This is a genomic window from Candidatus Micropelagos thuwalensis (genome assembly GCF_000469155.1).
GTDB classification, from domain to species: Bacteria; Pseudomonadota; Alphaproteobacteria; order RS24; family RS24; genus Micropelagius; species Micropelagius thuwalensis.
On the sequence record NZ_AWXE01000004.1, the window covers coordinates 607,248 to 622,824 of the forward strand.

The 15,577-nt window shown below is 47.7% G+C and carries 22 protein-coding genes; 16 read left to right on the plus strand and 6 right to left on the minus strand.

Going from position 1 to position 15,577, the window contains the following annotated elements:
* Positions 1–368: 368 nt before the first annotated feature.
* Genes RS24_RS07555 through dnaQ form a run of 5 tightly spaced genes read left to right on the plus strand, consistent with a single transcriptional unit; the run spans position 369 to position 4,046 of the window.
* Positions 369–1,208: a pyruvate, water dikinase regulatory protein gene (locus RS24_RS07555; RefSeq protein ID WP_021777614.1), complete on the plus strand. Its 840-nt coding sequence runs from the start codon at positions 369–371 to the stop codon at positions 1,206–1,208.
* Complete coding sequence (locus RS24_RS07560; protein ID WP_021777615.1) at positions 1,208–1,804, plus strand: Maf family nucleotide pyrophosphatase; 597 nt, start codon at positions 1,208–1,210, stop codon at positions 1,802–1,804. The genes RS24_RS07555 and RS24_RS07560 overlap by 1 nt, the downstream gene beginning before the upstream one ends.
* The gene (locus RS24_RS07565) at positions 1,801–2,691 is read left to right on the plus strand and encodes a shikimate dehydrogenase (RefSeq protein ID WP_021777616.1); all 891 of its coding nucleotides are present in this window, start codon (positions 1,801–1,803) and stop codon (positions 2,689–2,691) included. Before RS24_RS07560 ends, RS24_RS07565 begins: the two co-directional genes overlap by 4 nt.
* The gene (gene coaE / locus RS24_RS07570) at positions 2,691–3,320 is read left to right on the plus strand and encodes a dephospho-CoA kinase (protein ID WP_021777617.1); all 630 of its coding nucleotides are present in this window, start codon (positions 2,691–2,693) and stop codon (positions 3,318–3,320) included. The genes RS24_RS07565 and coaE overlap by 1 nt, the downstream gene beginning before the upstream one ends.
* A 27-nt stretch (positions 3,321–3,347) precedes the next feature.
* Positions 3,348–4,046 carry a DNA polymerase III subunit epsilon gene (dnaQ, locus tag RS24_RS07575; protein ID WP_021777618.1) on the plus strand — a complete coding sequence of 233 codons (699 nt, stop codon included), beginning with the start codon at positions 3,348–3,350 and terminating at the stop codon, positions 4,044–4,046.
* Positions 4,047–4,057: 11 nt separating this feature from the next.
* On the opposite strand, the gene secB is transcribed toward dnaQ, so the two are convergent.
* Together secB and RS24_RS07585 are read right to left on the minus strand one after the other, a co-directional pair.
* Positions 4,058–4,564, minus strand: coding sequence for a protein-export chaperone SecB (gene secB, locus RS24_RS07580; RefSeq protein ID WP_021777619.1), 507 nt, complete (start codon positions 4,562–4,564; stop codon positions 4,058–4,060).
* A 48-nt stretch (positions 4,565–4,612) separates the two neighbouring features.
* A complete protein-coding gene (locus tag RS24_RS07585) occupies positions 4,613–5,107 on the minus strand; it encodes an FxsA family protein (protein WP_021777620.1) in 495 nt (164 codons plus the stop codon).
* 141 nt (positions 5,108–5,248) lie between these two features.
* Here RS24_RS07585 and RS24_RS07590 point away from each other — a divergent pair, with 141 nt between their 5' ends.
* Genes RS24_RS07590 through coaA form a run of 8 tightly spaced genes read left to right on the plus strand, consistent with a single transcriptional unit; the run spans position 5,249 to position 10,721 of the window.
* A complete protein-coding gene (locus RS24_RS07590; protein ID WP_021777621.1) occupies positions 5,249–5,920 on the plus strand; it encodes a Tim44/TimA family putative adaptor protein in 672 nt (223 codons plus the stop codon).
* Between the two features lie 3 nt (positions 5,921–5,923).
* Positions 5,924–6,568: a Smr/MutS family protein gene (locus RS24_RS09800; RefSeq protein WP_021777622.1), complete on the plus strand. Its 645-nt coding sequence runs from the start codon at positions 5,924–5,926 to the stop codon at positions 6,566–6,568.
* A 29-nt stretch (positions 6,569–6,597) separates the two neighbouring features.
* On the plus strand, positions 6,598–7,194 hold the full coding sequence (gene hisB / locus RS24_RS07600; protein ID WP_021777623.1) for an imidazoleglycerol-phosphate dehydratase HisB: 597 nt from the start codon (positions 6,598–6,600) through the stop codon (positions 7,192–7,194).
* Positions 7,195–7,233: 39 nt separating this feature from the next.
* Complete coding sequence (gene hisH, locus RS24_RS07605; protein ID WP_021777624.1) at positions 7,234–7,872, plus strand: imidazole glycerol phosphate synthase subunit HisH; 639 nt, start codon at positions 7,234–7,236, stop codon at positions 7,870–7,872.
* The gene (hisA, locus tag RS24_RS07610; RefSeq protein ID WP_021777625.1) at positions 7,869–8,597 is read left to right on the plus strand and encodes a 1-(5-phosphoribosyl)-5-[(5-phosphoribosylamino)methylideneamino]imidazole-4-carboxamide isomerase; all 729 of its coding nucleotides are present in this window, start codon (positions 7,869–7,871) and stop codon (positions 8,595–8,597) included. The genes hisH and hisA overlap by 4 nt, the downstream gene beginning before the upstream one ends.
* Complete coding sequence (hisF, locus tag RS24_RS07615; RefSeq protein ID WP_021777626.1) at positions 8,591–9,349, plus strand: imidazole glycerol phosphate synthase subunit HisF; 759 nt, start codon at positions 8,591–8,593, stop codon at positions 9,347–9,349. The genes hisA and hisF overlap by 7 nt, the downstream gene beginning before the upstream one ends.
* Positions 9,350–9,386: 37 nt before the next feature.
* Positions 9,387–9,746: a phosphoribosyl-ATP diphosphatase gene (locus RS24_RS07620; RefSeq protein WP_021777627.1), complete on the plus strand. Its 360-nt coding sequence runs from the start codon at positions 9,387–9,389 to the stop codon at positions 9,744–9,746.
* Positions 9,747–9,749: 3 nt separating this feature from the next.
* Entirely contained in the window at positions 9,750–10,721 is a 972-nt protein-coding gene (gene coaA, locus RS24_RS07625; protein WP_021777628.1) for a type I pantothenate kinase, read from the plus strand.
* On the opposite strand, the gene RS24_RS07630 is transcribed toward coaA, so the two are convergent.
* Positions 10,718–11,713 (minus strand): adenosine kinase, encoded by a 996-nt coding sequence (locus RS24_RS07630; protein WP_021777629.1) that lies wholly within the window; start codon positions 11,711–11,713, stop codon positions 10,718–10,720. The genes coaA and RS24_RS07630 overlap by 4 nt on opposite strands.
* Before the next feature lie 172 nt (positions 11,714–11,885).
* On the opposite strand from RS24_RS07630, the gene RS24_RS07635 reads away from it, so the two are divergent.
* Positions 11,886–12,314, plus strand: a complete 429-nt coding sequence (locus RS24_RS07635) for a hypothetical protein (protein ID WP_021777630.1) — start codon at positions 11,886–11,888, stop codon at positions 12,312–12,314.
* A gap of 22 nt (positions 12,315–12,336) precedes the next feature.
* On the opposite strand, the gene nth is transcribed toward RS24_RS07635, so the two are convergent.
* Positions 12,337–12,972, minus strand: a complete 636-nt coding sequence (gene nth, locus RS24_RS07640; protein WP_021777631.1) for an endonuclease III — start codon at positions 12,970–12,972, stop codon at positions 12,337–12,339.
* Between the two features lie 99 nt (positions 12,973–13,071).
* Between nth and RS24_RS07645 the strand changes: the two genes are divergently transcribed.
* Positions 13,072–13,542 carry a DUF2244 domain-containing protein gene (locus tag RS24_RS07645; RefSeq protein ID WP_021777632.1) on the plus strand — a complete coding sequence of 157 codons (471 nt, stop codon included), beginning with the start codon at positions 13,072–13,074 and terminating at the stop codon, positions 13,540–13,542.
* 45 nt (positions 13,543–13,587) lie between these two features.
* Entirely contained in the window at positions 13,588–14,127 is a 540-nt protein-coding gene (locus tag RS24_RS07650; RefSeq protein ID WP_021777633.1) for a methylated-DNA--[protein]-cysteine S-methyltransferase, read from the plus strand.
* Positions 14,128–14,145: 18 nt separating this feature from the next.
* Here the strand turns inward: RS24_RS07650 and RS24_RS07655 are convergent, their stop codons facing one another.
* Together RS24_RS07655 and dapB are read right to left on the minus strand one after the other, a co-directional pair.
* A complete protein-coding gene (locus tag RS24_RS07655; protein ID WP_021777634.1) occupies positions 14,146–14,754 on the minus strand; it encodes a 2,3-bisphosphoglycerate-dependent phosphoglycerate mutase in 609 nt (202 codons plus the stop codon).
* A gap of 11 nt (positions 14,755–14,765) precedes the next feature.
* A complete protein-coding gene (dapB, locus tag RS24_RS07660; protein ID WP_038300801.1) occupies positions 14,766–15,563 on the minus strand; it encodes a 4-hydroxy-tetrahydrodipicolinate reductase in 798 nt (265 codons plus the stop codon).
* Between the last annotated feature and the right edge of the window lie 14 nt (positions 15,564–15,577).

A 15,577-nucleotide genomic window follows, 5' to 3' on the forward strand; every position in this document is an offset into this window, starting at 1 on the left:
ATTGGATGAGTGAGCAAGATATACACATTTTGTTCAGGCTTTTAATTTTATCTGCATAAACTCTGCTTAATTTTGACGTTTTAGGCGATATTAGGTGTGTGTGAATAATGATAAAAACGGGGATAAATAAATCTGACAATAGTTCTATCAGTTTTCCCACTTATTCAGATTAGTTTAAGACGATTTATTAAACCATGCATAAATCATCCAACAAAATATCAAACATGGGTATAAAATTTCTTGGGTTTGTAAAATAAGCCCCTTATCCTTGTTATTCACATGATTCACAATTCCATTGAGGCGTGAACGGCATATGTCATTCTCAATTTTGGCGTTTAAGATGAGATATAAATGAGAGAGAAAAAAGAATGAATGAGTCCGAAAAGCTATTTCACTTATACTTGATATCTGACAGTACGGGCGAGACCATTAACGCTGTTGCCAAAGCAGTGTGCGCGCGTTTTGAGGGCGCGCGTGCGATTGAACATAGCTATGGGCTTATTCGTTCAAGCAAGCAGTTGGATAGAGCCCTGAAAGCTATAGAGTCCGCCCCGGGGCCAGTCTTATATAGTATTGTTCAACCGGAACTATCGTCTCGTCTTGAAGAGGCCTGCCAAAGTTTTGATATTCCCTGTATCTCAGTACTGGATCCGTTTGTGACTATTTTGGGGTCTTATTTAGGTGTTGGCTTGAGGGGTCAACCGGGGCGCCAAAACCCAATGAATAAGGAATATTTTGAGCGTATCGCGGCTTTAAATTATACAGTGTCGCATGATGATGGTCAGAACCAGCATGATTTAGAAGAGGCTGACATTGTCCTTGTTGGGGTCAGTCGTACATCTAAAACTCCGACATGTATGTATCTGGCTAATCGGGGTATCAAAGCGGCAAATGTGCCATTAGTGCCTGGCGTGAGCCCCACGGATGATTTGATGTCTCTGACCAAGCCGCTGGTTATTGGTTTGACGGCAAGCCCGGACCGTCTGGTGCAAATTAGAAAAAACCGACTTTTGTCTCTCAATGAAACTGGAGAGACAGACTATATCGACCCGAGCTATGTTAAAGAAGAAACAACTGAAGCAAGAAGGTTATTTGCGCGAAAAAACTGGCATGTCATAGATGTGACCCGACGCTCGATTGAAGAAACATCAGCAGAAATATTGAATATTTTTCAAAGCCGTGATGAGCAGGAAAAGGGCGCATTGTGATGGAGCGCAAGACACCAAAACTGGTGTTGGCTTCTGCAAGTGAAGTGCGCGCAACTATTCTTGGTGGTGCGGGCATAAATTTTGATATTTGCCCAAGCCAGGTTGATGAGGGCTTATTAAAAGGAACGCTCACCAGTGGCCCAGACCTCGCGCTTGCTCTTGCTGCCGAAAAGGCCCGCGCCGTCGCAGCGAAATACCCTGACCATTTAGTGTTGGGCGCAGATCAAATATTGTCATGTGATGGCAAGTTGTTTGACAAGCCGCACGATATGGATGAGGCGCGCGGTAATCTATTATTTTTGCGTGGCAAGACGCACCAGCTAATCAACGGGATGGTGTTGGCATTAAATGATGAGCTGATTTGGCAAAATACAACGACCGCGTCCTTAACGATGCGTAAATTCTCGGACGCTTTTTTGGACATGTATTTGTCGCGTGCCGGGTCAAGCATTTTATCATCTGTTGGCTGTTACCGTCTTGAGGCGGAGGGCAGTCAGTTGTTTGAAAAAATTGTCGGTGATTATTTCACCATATTAGGCCTTCCTCTTATACCTCTTTTGGGGGCTTTACGTGAGCACGGGGTGGCTGTGGTATGATGTCCGGTAAACTCGCTAATAGCGTTCAAGGCCCAGCAAAGGCGGGTATTCTCGGTTGGCCTGTTACGCATTCGCGCTCTCCTTTAATTCATGGTTATTGGCTCAAAATGCACAACCTTGAGGGCAGTTATGAGAAATTGCTAGCCTCACCTGAGGACTTTCAGGATGTTGTGATGGGTCTTATGGAGGCGGGTTATGCAGGAGCCAATGTTACTGTGCCCCATAAGGAGGCAGCTTATGCTCTGGCTGATGTTGTTGATCCAAGTGCGTCACGATTAAGCGCTGCCAATTTATTGGTTTTTAAAGAAGGTGAGATACATGCCGCCAATACCGATGGCTATGGTTTTTTGCAGAGCTTGCATGAGGGGGCTGAAGACACAAATATCGAAAAAAAATGGTTGTCAAAACCTGCCGCCCTGTTGGGTGCGGGCGGTGCATCGCGCGCCATAATTGGGGCGCTTGTTGATGCAGGTGTGCCCGAATTGCGGATTAGCAATCGGACGATGGAAAAAATCGAAAGCTTGGGTTTTCTTTGCGAGGGAACACAAACCAAGATGACTGCTGTTCCATGGAACGACCGGGCGGCAATGTTGGATGGGTGCGGACTTTTGGTTAACACTACCACCCTCGGTATGTCAGGGCAGCCCTCGCTTGATATCTCGTTGGATAAGCTGCCGGATTTTGCGGCGGTGGTCGATATTGTCTATGCGCCGCTGGAAACATCTTTATTAAAGGTTGCCGCACAAAAAGGCCTGCGGACTGTTGACGGTCTTGGCATGCTCTTGCATCAGGCGGCGCCGAGCTTTGCCGCATGGTTTGGGGTTACGCCTGAAGTGACACCGGAATTGAGACAGCTTGTTATAAATAATCTCGAGGAGAAAAGCTGATGTTGCTGGTCGGCCTGACGGGCTCTATTGGGATGGGTAAATCTAAATCTGCTGAACTTTTCGAAGCTGAGGGTCTGCCAGTTTATGATGCTGATGCGTCGGTACATGCACTTTACGAAAAAGGCGGCGCGGCTGTTGCCCCTCTTTCTGAGCACTTTCCGGAAGCCATAAAAGATGGTGCCGTGGATCGGACGATATTGGGAAAGTTAGTGTTAAATGATGGTGAGATGTTGCAAAAACTTGAAAGTATTGTTCATCCGCTTGCGGGTAAAATGCAAAAAGATTTTCTTGAGACACAGGAAGCTGCCGGTAAAAAAGCAGTCATTCTAGATATTCCACTTTTACTTGAAAAAAAAGCTGAGGGTCTTGTTGACGTTGTGGTTGTTGTTAGCACGTCCCCCGAGGTGCAAAAACAACGTGTGCTTGACCGCCCGGGTATGACAGAAGAAAAGTTTCATTCCATTTTAAGCAAGCAAATGCCGGATTCCGAGAAGCGTGAGAAGGCTGATTTTGTTGTGGATAGCACAATTTCTGTGGCAGACGCCCATAGGCAAATCAGGGATATAATAAGCAGGCTTGATGATATACCAGCGCGGGCGTTGGCGGTCAGAAAGGCGCTAACGACATAGGCTTGCTAGTTTAACAGAACGGGTCAGATGAGAGAAATTATCCTCGATACAGAAACCACCGGCATAAGCCCGGATGATGGTGATCGAATTGTCGAAATCGGCTGTCTTGAAGTTGAGCACCAAATGCCCACCGGAAGAACTTTTCAATGTTATCTCAATCCTGAGCGCCCAATGTCTCAGGGGGCGACGAACATAACAGGCATAAGTGATGCGTTTTTGCGTGATAAGCCAAAATTTGCCGAGAAGGTTGATGATTTTCTCGCCTTCATCGGTGACAGCAAGTTGGTTATGCATAATGCCCCATTTGATATGGGGTTCTTAAATCATGAATTAGCCCTAATTGGCCGACCGGCGCTGGGTTATGATCGTGTTGTTGATACGTTGGAAATTGCGCGCACAAAATTTGCGGGTGCGAAAAACGATTTGAATTCACTTTGCCGTAGATTTGGGGTCGACAATTCAGGGCGGGAAAAGCACGGCGCCTTACTGGATAGTGAACTGCTTGCCGAGGTTTATCTTGAGCTGAAGGGCGGTCGTCAGCCCGGGCTAATTTTTAAACAGGATCGGCTTGATTGCAATGATCAGGAAATAAAACAGCATACCGACACAGCGCGCCCGCGACGCCCGGAACCGCTTCCGTCTCGCCTCACGCAGGCGGAGGAAAGCGCGCATCAGGAATTTATAAAAAACCTGTCAGCGCCCTCAAAATGGCAGGCTACTGAATAATTTAGAGCCGACTAGTTTGGCTGAGTATTGGCCTCATTGCTCTCTTGCGCGCGCGCTTCACTCTGCTGATAAAGGCCGGCAAAATTAATCGGATCAAGCATGAGTGTTGGGTAGCCACTGTTTTGAGTGACATCGGCAATTATTTGGCGCGCAAAAGGAAACAGATGGCGCGGCGCTTCTATCAGGAGTGCCGGGCGCAATGCTTCTTGCGTGAGTCCGACGATTTTAAACACACCGGCATAAACTAGCTCGACAATAAAAAGTGTCGTCTCACCCGTTTTGGCCTCAACGCGAAAGTTCAATGTTACTTCATGGGCGTCATCATGCAGGGGGGTTGTGCCGACATTTACCTGAACATCAATATTGGAACCTTCTTTGCTTTCAGCTGGCTTATTGGGGGCGTGGGGATTCTCAAAAGATAAGTCTTTTACATATTGGCTGAGAACACTAAAGCTCGGCCCATCTGAGCTTGGATTTGCGGCAGGTTGGGGGGCGTCATTATTATCGTCGGCGGTCATGGCGTCGTCCTTTAGTTTTAAAAATGCGCTTGAATATTTGAGTGATGCTTAACTTTCAGGGTCTTTTTTGTCAATCACGATATGTTGGGCGTCAATGACATCATCATCATTTGCTGGGGCGGGGTGAGCCCCACTATTTTGCGAGAATGCGCCGGAATAAAATTTTGCACTGAAATCCGAAGTGAATTCAGTCATTATGCTCCCGACAACGAAATCTAGAAGCAGAGACCTAACAGGCGGCAAGAGTAGCAGAAAACCAATACCGTCCGTAAAGAAGCCGGGGATAATGAGCATTAATCCTGCAAGTAAGACAAGAATGCCATGCGCCAACGCCTTAGCAGGGGGTTGGCCTTTGCTTATTTGAATTTGCGCATCTTTTAGAATAGATAAACCTTGATAGCGCACAAGCCCCACCCCGACCACTGCGGTGGCGATAATAAGTAGGATTGTTGCGCCGGCGCCGATATTGCTTCCGATGTCAATAAGAAGCGTAATTTCGACAATCGGTAATAAAATGAAAAAAACTAACAATAAAAAAGACATAATTAACTTTTTCCTGTTTATTCAGAGATTAGCTTTACTATCTCTGCATGAGACAACTCACCACGGGTAAAATATCTCATTGTGTATGTTTTTCATGTAAGATGTCGAAATAAAGATTACAAGGAGTGTGTCATAACTATCTTGAACCTCATATTGCTGGTTTTTGTAATCGTCATTATCTGGCGGCTGAATGCTGTTTTGGGTACTGGCGGCGGCACCAACAATAAAAATAACGATACTTATGGTTTTGGTCTGGATGACAGGGATAAAAACCACAACAAAAACAGTCATAGCAGAGGCCAGCAGACAGAAGGCGGCCCTAGCCGCCCACCTTTGCGTGTGGTTGCCAATGGCGAGACTCCCAAAACTGCAGATGAACTAACAAAAATCCGCGGACTTGATCCGTCATTTGATGCGCGCTTATTTATAGAAAACGCGTCCACAGCCTATGAAATTATTCTCCGGTGCTTTTCTGAGCATGACCGCAAAACGCTCAAACCGCTTGTAAGTGCAGAGGTTTATCAAGGCTTTGATCAGGTTATGAAATCGCGAGAGCAGGAGGGGCACACCCTGCGCACCGAAATTATTTCTGTGGATCGCGCTGAAATCGCTGATGTTGAGCTTGAAGGTAGCCTTGCCCGCATCACAATCAATTTTGAGGTCTCGCTGGCTTCGGCGTTAACCGACAGTGCGGGAGAGCTGCTTGAGGGCGGACTGGAAAATATAAATAAAAATAATGATTTGTGGAGCTTTGAGCGCGATTTGAAGAAAAAAACCCCGATTTGGGTTTTGGTCGCCACCGAAAGTGTCTAGATTATGCAGGGTTCTGAGAAGAATTCTGGAAAAAACAAATCCACTTCTTCTGAAGGTGATGACGAAGCGGACGTTTGGGCACGCGTTGCAAAATCAACCCGCAAGCTAAATAAAAAGCAAAAGGATTCTTATCAAGCCGAGCGGCTTAGCAAGCCAGCGCGTCCGGACACCAAAAAACCCGCAGTCGGGAAAATGAGTGTATTGAAACAATCCTCCCCCAAACCTGCTGCTAAACATGAATCCTCAAGACCTACACCCCTTAAATCCGTCAAGAAGCTGGAGAGGCTGGACCGTAATGAGTTGCGCCGTGTACGCCGCGGACGCGATGCGATTGAACAGACGCTTGACTTGCATGGTTTAAGGGCGGCAATCGCCAAAAAAAGAGTTGAGACCTTTATCCATTCAGCCCACGCAAATGGGTGCAAGTGGGTGCTTATTATTACGGGCAAAGGTGAGCGGGGAGAAGGTGCATTAAAAAAAGAGACCCCGATCTGGTTAGGCATGCTGGCCGAAAAAGGCCTTGTTATGGGTTTTGATTTAGCCCCTCCAAATATGGGTGGTAGCGGCGCAGTTTGTGTGCGCTTGCGGAAAAAAAGACATAAGCCAAAATGTGCCAAATTATTGGCAAATCACCCTGACACCTGTTAAAAAGGCCGTAACAAAATCTGGTAGGACACATGTCAAGAACAGCAGAAATTAAGCGTGAAACCAAAGAAACAGGGGTTACGGTCAAACTGAACCTTGACGGCACCGGCGTTTATAACATCTCGACGGGCATCGGGTTTTTGGATCATATGCTTGAGCAACTCTCCCGGCACTCTCTGATTGACCTCGAAGTGATAGCCAAGGGTGACTTGCATATTGATTTTCACCACACAACAGAAGATACAGGCATCGTTATTGGCGAGGCGGTACGCCAGGCATTGGGTGATTTTAAAGGGCTTGTCAGGTATGGCAGCGCCATTATTCCGATGGACGAAACCTGTAGCCGCGTGTCGCTTGATGTTTCACAGCGGCCTTACCTTATCTGGAAAGTTGATTTCACCAAGCCTAAGCTGGGTGATATGGATACAGAGCTTTTTAAAGAGTGGTTCCAAGCCTTCGCGCAATCTGCCGGTATAACGTTACATGTTGAAAATATGTATGGTGAGAATAATCACCACATTATCGAAAGTTGTTTTAAGGGGCTGGCGCGTGCTTTGCGTCAGGCAATAGACATTGATCCACGTAAGGCAGATGACATTCCCTCCACAAAAGGCGTTCTCGGCAATTAACTTGGATCGGCCTACTTTGGATTTTGTGGGGATGAGGGTTTGACAATAGCAATAATCGACTACGGCTTAGGCAATTTGCGTTCTGCGCAAAAAGCTTTTGAGCGTGTTGCATCCGAGCTCTCATTAACATCTGAGGTAATGCTGACTGCCAATGCCGCAGACGTCGCGGCGGCGGACCATATTGTTTTGCCTGGCGTTGGTGCTTTTGCGGATTGCGCGGCGGGACTTGATGCGCTTGACGGTATGACGGAAGCGTTGCGAGAGAGAGTGCTAATTGGCGGCAAGCCGTTTCTGGGTATTTGTGTGGGTATGCAATTGCTGGCCACCACAGGCCATGAACGCGAAGTAACAAATGGCCTCGATTGGTTGCCCGGGCACGTGCAAAAGCTTGAAGTTGACAGCACTGCTTATAAAATTCCGCATATGGGCTGGAACACGATTGATGTGTCGAAGGGCCATAAGGTTCTGGAAGGGTTGGACGGAGAGTCTGTATATTTTGTCCACTCTTATGCTTTCCGCCCCGACGATATAAGTAATTGTCTGGCGACCACTACGCATGGGGCATCATTTGCATCGGTGGTTGGGCGCAACAATATTATCGGCACGCAATTTCATCCCGAAAAAAGCCAGCATGTTGGCCTGCGTCTCATCAAAAATTTTCTGGAGTGGCGACCATGATTTTATTCCCTGCAATAGATTTAAAAAATGGCGCGTGCGTGCGACTTGAGCAAGGGGATATGGATCGTGCAACGGTCTTTAATGATGACCCTGCGGCACAGGCTAAGGCTTTCCAATCTCAAGGGTTTTCGCATCTCCATCTTGTTGATCTGGATGGTGCTTTTGCAGGTGCGCCTGTCAATGCTGATGCGGTTGACCAAATTCTTGCGGCTACAAAAGTTACAACCCAGCTTGGTGGCGGGATAAGAGATTTGCCAACAATAGAAAGCTGGCTCGCGCGTGGGGTCGGGCGGGTTATTCTTGGCACGGCGGCGGTGCGCCATCCTGAACTAGTTATTGAGGCTTGTCGCATCTTTCCGAATCGCATTGTTGTTGGCATAGATGCGCGCAATGGCAACGTTGCCGTCGAAGGCTGGGCTGAGACCGGCAATATGGATGCTCAATTACTTGCCAAGAAATTTGAGGATGTGGGGGTTGCTACCATTGTTTACACAGATATTGACCGCGATGGCATGCTGCGGGGTATTAATGTTGAGGCAACTGCGGCGCTGGCGCGGGGCATAAATATTCCTGTTATAGCCTCTGGCGGGTTGGCGGGGCTTGAGGATCTTGAAAAATTGCTGGCGGTTGAGAAAGACGGCGTGACGGGTGTCATATCGGGTCGCGCACTTTACGATGGTCGCCTGGATGCTACCAGCGCTTTGGCAATGGAGGGTATATGCTGAAGACCCGAATTATTCCGTGCCTTGACGTTAAAGATGGGCGTGTCGTTAAAGGAGTTAATTTCGTTGATCTGATTGATGCGGGTGATCCGGTTGAAGCAGCGCGTGCTTATGATGCTGCCGGGGCGGATGAGTTATGTTTTCTTGATATCACCGCCAGCCATGAGCGCAGAAGTATTTTGCTTGATGTTGTTCGTATGACAGCAGAGCAATGCTTCATGCCGTTGACAGTAGGTGGCGGCGTGCGCACGCCTCAAGATGTTCGTGAATTATTGCTGGCGGGGGCTGATAAGGTTTCGTTTAACACGACGGCTGTTAAAGACCCGGATATAGTTGTGGAATCGGCGCGTAAATTTGGCTCCCAATGTATTGTTGTCGCCATTGATGCGAAACAGACTGATGAGGGTCGGTGGGAAATTTTTACCCACGGCGGACGCGAAGCGACAGGGATTGAGGCGGTTAACTTCGCTCAAGAAATGGTTGCACGTGGTGCGGGGGAAATTTTATTAACCTCTATGGATCGTGATGGAACGAGAGAGGGCTTTGATTTGGCCCTGACCCGCAAGCTTGCAGATGCTGTGCCGGTGCCGGTTATCGCCTCGGGTGGCGTTGGGCATCCGGAACATTTTATTAGTGGTGTCGTTGAGGGGCATGCGAGCGCGGTGCTTGCGGCAAGTATTTTCCATTTCGGGAACTTTACAATTTCAGAAGCCAAGCAGATTATGCTGGCCGCAGGCATTGACGTCAGGCTTTAAGATAAGGCTCAAGGGAGAGCCTCAAGGGGAAGATTAAATGGTGTCTCAAAAATCGGAAATTCTTGATGAGCTTTTCGAAATCATTGAAACACGCAAGCACGGCGATGCTGAAGCTTCCTATACGGCAAAGCTTTTCTCAAAAGGGCCGGCGACTATCGGGCGAAAGCTCAATGAAGAATCTGTCGAGGCATTGATTGCCGCGGCACAGGACAATCCTTCCGAATTGGCACTGGAAGCTGCGGATGTGATTTATCATCTGTTGGTTTTGTTGGCGTCGCTGGGTGTCAGCCTAGGTGAGGTTTTGGATATTCTCGCCAAGAGACAGGGCGTTTCCGGTCTGGAAGAAAAAGCATCAAGACAGGCGGCTGAACATAAAGGTGTCACAAAAGGGGATTAGCGTATGAAAAACCCTGAGGACAAGAGTGTAGAAAAAAACGGAAGCCCACCTTCCCCCTATCGACATTTCTCGGCCACCGCTTGGGGAAAGTTGCGCGATGATACGCCGCTGCCGCTTACAGAAGAAGAGGTTGTGGGTTTGCGTGGGCGCGGCGAAACGGTTTCTATTGCTGAGGTTGAGCAAATTTATCTGCCGTTATCGCGCCTTCTTAATCTTTATGCGGAGGGGGTGCAAACGTTGCACGGGGCGACCAATGCCTTTCTTGGGAACACTCAAAAAGTGCCTTACATTATTGGTGTCGCCGGATCAGTGGCGGTTGGAAAAAGCACGACATCTCGTATTTTAAAGGAATTGCTGGCCCGTTGGCCCAGCCATCCTAAAGTTGAACTTGTTACCACGGACGGATTTTTGCATCCCAATAAGACGCTTGAAGAGCGCGGTCTTGCAGATAGAAAAGGCTTTCCTGAAAGCTTTGATTTGGCTGGTCTAAGAAAATTTCTAACCAATGTTAAGTCAGGCGAAAAGGGTCTCCAAGCCCCAACATATTCACATATCATTTATGATGTTGTGCCGGATCAATATCTTGAGGTGGACCAGCCGGATATTCTGATTGTTGAGGGGTTGAATGTATTACAGCCTGCGCGCCCGGATGATGCGTCAGAGGGTATTCCATTTGTCTCGGATTTTTTTGATTTTTCAATCTTTATTGATGCGGAACCTGCGGTCATTGAGGAATGGTATGTAGAGCGTTTTCTGGGACTGCGACAGACAGCATTTAGCCAGCCTGATGCTTATTTCTCGCGCTATGCCGATTTGGATGATGTGGATGCTGACCGGGTGGCACGCGAAATCTGGAAGTTAATAAATTTACGCAATCTTGAAGAAAATATTCTCCCGACGCGCTGGCGCGCAGACCTCGTGTTGCACAAATCTGCCGATCATACGATTGATCAAGTGTCCCTCAGAAAAATTTAAGCGAGATTAGCTGCCTTAATGAGGTCTTGCAGATTAACTTGCGGGCGTGGGCCGACATGCTTTATGACTTCGGCTGCTGCGACAGCTCCGCGCCTCCCAGCGTTTTCCATCGGTTTACCTGAAGCGACCCCGGAAAGAAAGCCGGCGGCAAATTGATCGCCTGCTCCGGTAAGATCTACAGGCTGATCAACCTTCTCCGCGGCAATCTCAGTTACTTCATGAGACAACACAATGATCGCGCCATCCGCGCTTCGGGTAATCACGCCATCAATATTTTTTTGCTTCATTGCGGCAATCCGATCCTGAATGGACGCTCCTCCGAACATGGCTTTGGCTTCGGCATCATTCGACATGAGCATATCAACTGGCCCGGCGAGCGCTTGGTTGAAAGTATTAAGGTGGCGCTCGACGCAAAAGCTGTCAGATAATGATAAGACGACCTTGCCGCCGCCAGCATGCACCATGTCGCAGGCTTTGAAAAAAGTTTCTACCCCCTGAGGGCTGTCAAAAAGATAACCTTCGGCAAAAAAGACTTTGGTTTGTTTCAACACTTCTGCATCAAGATCCTCCGGGGTAATAAAAGCAGCCGCGCCAATAAGAGTATTCATGGTTCTTTCTGCATCGGGGGTGAGCAGAACAATGCATTTGCCCGTTGGCGTATCATTATTGAGGGGCTGACCGAAAAGCTTGATATTCATTTTTGAAAGGTCGTTCGCAAATATGTCTCCAAATGGATCATTGGCGACTTTGCCGATAAAGCCAGACGACATACCGAGTGATGCGGTGCCTGCGATGGTATTTGCGGCAGACCCTCCTGCGGTGCTGGTATGCACATTAATCTGACCGAGCAAATCCTTGGAGGCGTCGGTGTCAATGAGGGTCATGGCCCCCTTAGGCATATTTAGTCTTCTTAAATCTTCATCTGTGATGTCAGCGAAAACATCTACAATCGCTGCGCCTATTCCGATAATATCCATTTGTTCATTTGACATGCCACTCTCCTCATATTGGAACTAGTCGATACAGGAAGCCCAGATTGGGGTCAAGTAAATCGCACCTAGTTAAATTTTGTTTGTTTATTCTATTGTTCTGTTTGGCAATTTCTGGACATTTGTCTCAAATCGCTCTAAATCGCTTTATATGAGAAAATTTCTGTGGATAAGTTTGTGTTTCACGCTTCTGGCTTCGTGCGCGGGTGAAGCTTATTATGCCGCTAATTCAGAGAATGGCGAACTTGTCACACCTGCTTATAATCAGGAAAAAATGCAATCACAGCAGGCCGATGCTACTTTTGATAATATGCAAGCGCCTTCTAAATTAGCGTTACAAAATATTCAACTTGCTCGACTAGGGGAACCTTCATTGGTTTGGCGTGAAGGTAAGACGACGATACTGCAATTTGCAGGAATGCCCGAAGATAAAAGGGTGCCGGATTGTACTCTGCTCGTTTTTCTGGATGCGCGCGGCCAGCCAACTGGACTTCATTCCAGAAACCCTGCGGGTTCCGATGTAAATAGAGTTGACGACTATGCTGATAATGCCGCTTGCTTCAAAGCATGGAGCAAATTTAAAAGGCGGAAATATCGCGGGTGAAACATATTAAAGACGTGTTGCTTCAAGCCTTTGTTTTATCCTTATATCGACATAAATCTTGCACAACGCAATTAGGGCAATCCGGCTTGCGGGCTTTGCATACATAGCGTCCATGTAAAATTAACCAATGGTGGGCATTTATTCGGTATGGATCCGGGACACGTCGGTCGAGTTTTTTCTCTACTTCAAGTTCATTCTTTCCGGGTGCAATCCCCGTTCTGTTGCCAAGCCTGAAAACATGAGTATCCACAGCAAAGCGCGCTTCGCCGAAGCCTATATTAAGAACCACATTAGCCGTTTTGCGGCCAACACCTGGTAAAGCCATCAAGGCATCGCGATCTTGAGGTACCTCACTGTTGTGTAGGTCGATGAGCTTTTGAGATAAGGCGTAAACATTTTTTGCTTTATTACGATACAAGCCAATGGTTTTCACTTTCTCGCGTATACCCTCTTCGCCGAGGGCAACCATTTTTTCCGGGGTGTCCGCCAGTTGGAACAGAGTCTTAGTGGCTTTATTCACGCCCTTATCCGTTGCTTGAGCAGACAATACGACGGCAACCAAAAGGGTGAACATATTTACATAATCCAGCTCACCCTCAGGGTTAGGCATGGACTCGGCTAGACGGGCAAAAAATTCGGGTATCTGAGAAACTTTCATATATATTTTGTCTTATAGATTGGTTTTCAACGAAATACTGCGAAATTAAGACGCACCTCGATTGCTTGAGGTAAGAGTTTTAAGACTTATTATAATTGCATGTCTGATGAAAAGCCTTTTTTCAGTGCCGTATTGCGTCCTAATTGTTCTTTGAATAATCTGGGTTTCATTGTGTTGATGTCTTTGTTGTCAGCCATTTGCTTGATTTCGGGTATATTCTTTTTGCTGATTGGCGCGTGGCCTGTATTTGGTTTTTTCGGCCTTGATATTTTAATGCTTTATCTTGCTTTTCGGCTTAATTACCGTGCGGCAAAGCGTTATGAGCTTGTAGAGATTTGCGATGATCGGTTGACCGTAACAACCGGCTGGGACGGGGTGGCAACAGATCTCAAAGCGTTTGATCCATATTGGGTTCGGCTGCAGCTGTCTAAATCTGAACGCGCGGTAGGGCCGCTTCATCTTACATCTCATGGACAAAAGCTTGAAATAGCATCTTTTCTTGGCCCAGACGAGCGTTGCGATTTTGCTGATGCACTTGGCAACGCGCTACAAAACTACCGTACCGTTTAAAACTTCGTTGTTTGCATTAAATATTTTTGTGACTAAGCTGGAGATATGTCACAAAATAACAATAATTATGCGGCAGGATTTGACACCCCGTTGGGGCGTATGATTTTACTTGCTGAAGACACCTCAACAGAAAATAAGAAAGCCACTTCAATGCAGCTTATTGGGTTAGGCTTTGCCGGTATAAAAATGAATGATGAAGCGGTCATCGCCGATTTGTCTCGTCAGCTTGGCTGTCAAAATGTGCTGTCCAACCCCGAAAAGCTCAGGCCTCTTGCCACCCAAATTCTTGATCAGCCACATAAAGTACCCGTGTCGTTGCGCGGTACGAATTTTCAGAAAAAAGTGTGGCGCAGGCTCATGGAAATTCCAACAGGCACTACAACCACATATGGAAAGATTTCTGATAATTTGCAAAGCGCGCCGCGCGCGGTCGGTACTGCTGTCGGCAAAAACCCTATTTCCCTGCTCGTTCCCTGTCACAGGGTTATCGGTTCAACAGGCCATCTGCATGGTTATAGATGGGGGTTGGATATTAAAAAATCCTTACTCGCAGCCGAGGGTGCGCCCGTTTCAGTTGCGCTTTAAAATAACAGGACTTTGAAGTTAAAGTGTTTTGGGCGTCGCCGCGCCAGTGCTGGAAATATCATAAATTATAGGTTCGCCTGTGCCAATTTCCTTGGCAAGAATTTCTTCTTGGGACAGGTTCTCCAGCATCATAACAAGCGCGCGTAACGAATTGCCATGCGCCGCAACCAGAACATTTTCACCATCCAATAAGCGTGGCTTGATGCTGGCTTGATAATAAGGCAACACTCTGTCGGCGGTGTCCTTTAGGCTTTCACCGCCGGGTGGTGGAATATCATAGGAGCGACGCCATATATGCACCTGTTCGTCACCCCATTTTTCACGAGCGTCATCTTTGTTTAGGCCCGCAAGGTCGCCATAGTCGCGCTCATTCAGGGCTTGATCTCTGATGACGTCAAGGTCGCCCAACCCAAGAGCGTCAAGAATAAGCGCGCAGGTTTTTTGGGCGCGCTGTAAATCAGATGTAAAGGCAACATCAAAATTATAACCGGCTTGCTTGAGTGTCTTGCCGGCTTGAACGGCCTCTTCAACACCTTTTTCTGTCAAATCCGGATCGCGCCAGCCCGTGAACAGATTTTTTGCATTCCATTCACTTTTCCCGTGACGCACAAGAACTAAACACCCCATTGTGTTGCCTCCTAAAGACCTAAAACATCTGACATGGTATAGAGGCCGGGAGATTTATCTCCGCCCCATAAGGCGGCTTGAAGTGCGCCTTGTGCAAAAATATCCCGACTTTCAGCGTGATGACTGAGAACAAGACGTTCATTTGGCCCTGCCAGAATAAGCTGATGATCTCCAACGACACTCCCGCCGCGCAGGGCTGAAATACCAATCGCGCCGTGTTCACGTGGCCCCGTTAGCCCGTCACGACCACGGTCTGCAACCTCGTCCAGCGAGACATCGCGCCCTTCGGCTGCCGCTTCAGCCAGCATTAAAGCTGTGCCGGATGGCGCGTCTACTTTATGACGGTGATGCATATCAAGAATTTCAATATCCCATGAGGCGTCTAGACTAGCGGTTGCTTGTTTTGCGAGATTGGTAAGCAGGTTAATCCCGAGACTCATATTGCCGGATTTCACAATCACAGCGTGACGCGCTGCGGCTTCTATTTCGGCCTCTTGATCGGCAGTAAATCCCGTCGTCCCAATGACATGTACAATTCTTGTTTGCGCGGCAAGTGCGGAAAGAGCCGCGCTGGCAGAGGGGTCAGAGAAGTCGATAACGCCATCCGCATCTTTCATAACATTGAGCGCATTATCGGTGACTTTCACGCCAAGCGCGTCTAGCCCTGCTAATTTACCGGCATCTTCATTAAGGGCCGGGCTGTTGGCATGCTCCAATGCGCCCACAAGTGTTAAGCGCTCATCTTCTGCGATGAGGCGGACAAGTGTCTGTCCCATTCTTCCGGCGCAACCATTTACGACAAGTTTCATATGGTTTTAATAGC

Bases quoted from the DNA above. Each gene is read 5' to 3' on its own strand.
- coaA (WP_021777628.1), top strand. From the start codon at position 9,750: ATGAAAAACCCTGAGGACAAGAGTGTAGAAAAAAACGGAAGCCCACCT.
- hisF (WP_021777626.1), top strand. From the start codon at position 8,591: ATGCTGAAGACCCGAATTATTCCGTGCCTTGACGTTAAAGATGGGCGT.
- dnaQ (WP_021777618.1), top strand. From the start codon at position 3,348: ATGAGAGAAATTATCCTCGATACAGAAACCACCGGCATAAGCCCGGAT.
- RS24_RS07585 (WP_021777620.1), bottom strand. From the start codon at position 5,107: ATGTCTTTTTTATTGTTAGTTTTTTTCATTTTATTACCGATTGTCGAA.
- RS24_RS07555 (WP_021777614.1), top strand. From the start codon at position 369: ATGAATGAGTCCGAAAAGCTATTTCACTTATACTTGATATCTGACAGT.
- hisB (WP_021777623.1), top strand. From the start codon at position 6,598: ATGTCAAGAACAGCAGAAATTAAGCGTGAAACCAAAGAAACAGGGGTT.
- RS24_RS09800 (WP_021777622.1), top strand. From the start codon at position 5,924: ATGCAGGGTTCTGAGAAGAATTCTGGAAAAAACAAATCCACTTCTTCT.
- RS24_RS07650 (WP_021777633.1), top strand. From the start codon at position 13,588: ATGTCACAAAATAACAATAATTATGCGGCAGGATTTGACACCCCGTTG.
- RS24_RS07560 (WP_021777615.1), top strand. From the start codon at position 1,208: ATGGAGCGCAAGACACCAAAACTGGTGTTGGCTTCTGCAAGTGAAGTG.
- RS24_RS07630 (WP_021777629.1), bottom strand. From the start codon at position 11,713: ATGTCAAATGAACAAATGGATATTATCGGAATAGGCGCAGCGATTGTA.
- hisA (WP_021777625.1), top strand. From the start codon at position 7,869: ATGATTTTATTCCCTGCAATAGATTTAAAAAATGGCGCGTGCGTGCGA.
- RS24_RS07620 (WP_021777627.1), top strand. From the start codon at position 9,387: ATGGTGTCTCAAAAATCGGAAATTCTTGATGAGCTTTTCGAAATCATT.
- RS24_RS07565 (WP_021777616.1), top strand. From the start codon at position 1,801: ATGATGTCCGGTAAACTCGCTAATAGCGTTCAAGGCCCAGCAAAGGCG.
- dapB (WP_038300801.1), bottom strand. From the start codon at position 15,563: ATGAAACTTGTCGTAAATGGTTGCGCCGGAAGAATGGGACAGACACTT.
- coaE (WP_021777617.1), top strand. From the start codon at position 2,691: ATGTTGCTGGTCGGCCTGACGGGCTCTATTGGGATGGGTAAATCTAAA.
- RS24_RS07655 (WP_021777634.1), bottom strand. From the start codon at position 14,754: ATGGGGTGTTTAGTTCTTGTGCGTCACGGGAAAAGTGAATGGAATGCA.
- RS24_RS07645 (WP_021777632.1), top strand. From the start codon at position 13,072: ATGTCTGATGAAAAGCCTTTTTTCAGTGCCGTATTGCGTCCTAATTGT.
- nth (WP_021777631.1), bottom strand. From the start codon at position 12,972: ATGAAAGTTTCTCAGATACCCGAATTTTTTGCCCGTCTAGCCGAGTCC.
- secB (WP_021777619.1), bottom strand. From the start codon at position 4,564: ATGACCGCCGACGATAATAATGACGCCCCCCAACCTGCCGCAAATCCA.